General features: G+C 49.6%; 2 protein-coding genes. Both read right to left on the reverse strand.

Going from position 1 to position 1,425, the window contains the following annotated elements; genetic code table 11:
- Window positions 1-627 (reverse strand): hormogonium polysaccharide secretion pseudopilin HpsB (hpsB, locus tag F6K53_RS42460; RefSeq protein ID WP_293086546.1); only part of this gene is annotated, 627 nt, incomplete at its 3' end.
- A 150-nt stretch (window positions 628-777) separates the two neighbouring features.
- Window positions 778-1,425 (reverse strand): hypothetical protein (locus tag F6K53_RS42465; protein WP_293086548.1); only part of this gene is annotated, 648 nt, incomplete at its 5' end.

Raw genomic sequence — 1,425 nt, forward strand, 5'->3', positions numbered from 1 at the left:
AATTTCTGTAGTCGTTTCAAATAGGGGGGCTTTGCGATCGCTGAATCCAGGTCCCCTAGATTTCGCCTTCGCACCCTCCTGACTAATTTTTAAGTTCTCTGTACCTTCAAAGGCATCCGCTCGGTAAACCCGCACCCCTAGAAAGTAGGTTTTTTCAGGATTTCTGGCATTTGGGTCTGCCGGGATACTCCGAAATGCCTGGATGATTAAGTCTCTGGAACTGTTTTTGCTACAGCCATCATCTTCATCAAGGTCTACGCAGTAGAGACTCTTGTCATTCTTGCAATAGGAGTCATCATTATTTTTTTTACAATCGAAGTTTGATGGTGGAGCCCCAATCTCAGCCAATTTATTTCTTTCTGTTAAGATACTTGCTGCTTCCATCTTTTCCGTCTTTGCGGGAGGATCAATCGCTCCACTCCGCACACCATCGATGTAGGCTCTAGCGGCTTGCACTCCTATTTCCACTCGTCGCGACTGGACTCGATTGGCCACTCCTAAGACAATCATCGGTGATATGCCAAGCATCAGAATTGTAATAATCAGCATTGCCATCAAGGATTCCATAATTGTGAAACCGGCATCTGATGATTGAGAAAGGGGTTGTTGCTTCTGGGGATTGATCATGGTTTAACTATTAATTATTAAGTTGCGTAGGGTGTGTTAGGGGCGGACTTACCGTTATTTTTTGCCCCGTAGCCAGTCTTGGTATCGTCCGCCCCGTAACGCACCACTTGGTTAAACAGCTTTTAGGAGATGCACCCTGTCAGATCCCCCCTAACCCCCCTTAACAAGGGGGGAACTGGAGCAAGATGTAGGGTGGGCAGTGCTGGAGTTAGATTGATTAGCTTGCCGTAGGCTTGGGTTGGCACTGCCCACCACCCTAAGCAGAAAGGCAAGAGGCAAGAGGCAAGAGGCAAGAGTAGGAATAAGATGTAGGGTGGGCAGTGCTTGAGTTAGATTGATTTCCTTGCCATCGGCTTGGGTTGGCACTGCCCACCAACCAGGGAGTGACAGATCCCCCCTAACCCCCCTTATTAAGGGGGGAACCGGAGCAAGATTTAGAGTAGGCAGTGCATCAGAGCAATTCATTACCTTGCCATAGACTTGGGTTGGCACTGCCCACCAACCAGGGAGTAGAACCAGATGTAGGGTGGGCAGTGGATCAGAACAATTCATTACCTTGCCATAGACTTGGGTTGGCACTGCCCACCAACCAGAGAGTAGCACTGCTGGGTTAATTGCGAGTGTCAGATCCCCCCTAACCCCCCTTAACAAGGGGGGAACCGGAGCCAGATCTAGATGTAGGGTGGGCAGTGCATCAGACCAATTCATTTCCTTGCCATAGACTTGAGTTGGCACTGCCCACCAACCAGGGAGTGTTAGATCCCCCCTAACCCCCCTTAATAAGGGGGGAACCGGAGC

It is taken from the genome of Moorena sp. SIO4A1, from assembly GCF_010672065.1.
Taxonomy (GTDB): domain Bacteria; phylum Cyanobacteriota; class Cyanobacteriia; order Cyanobacteriales; family Coleofasciculaceae; genus Moorena.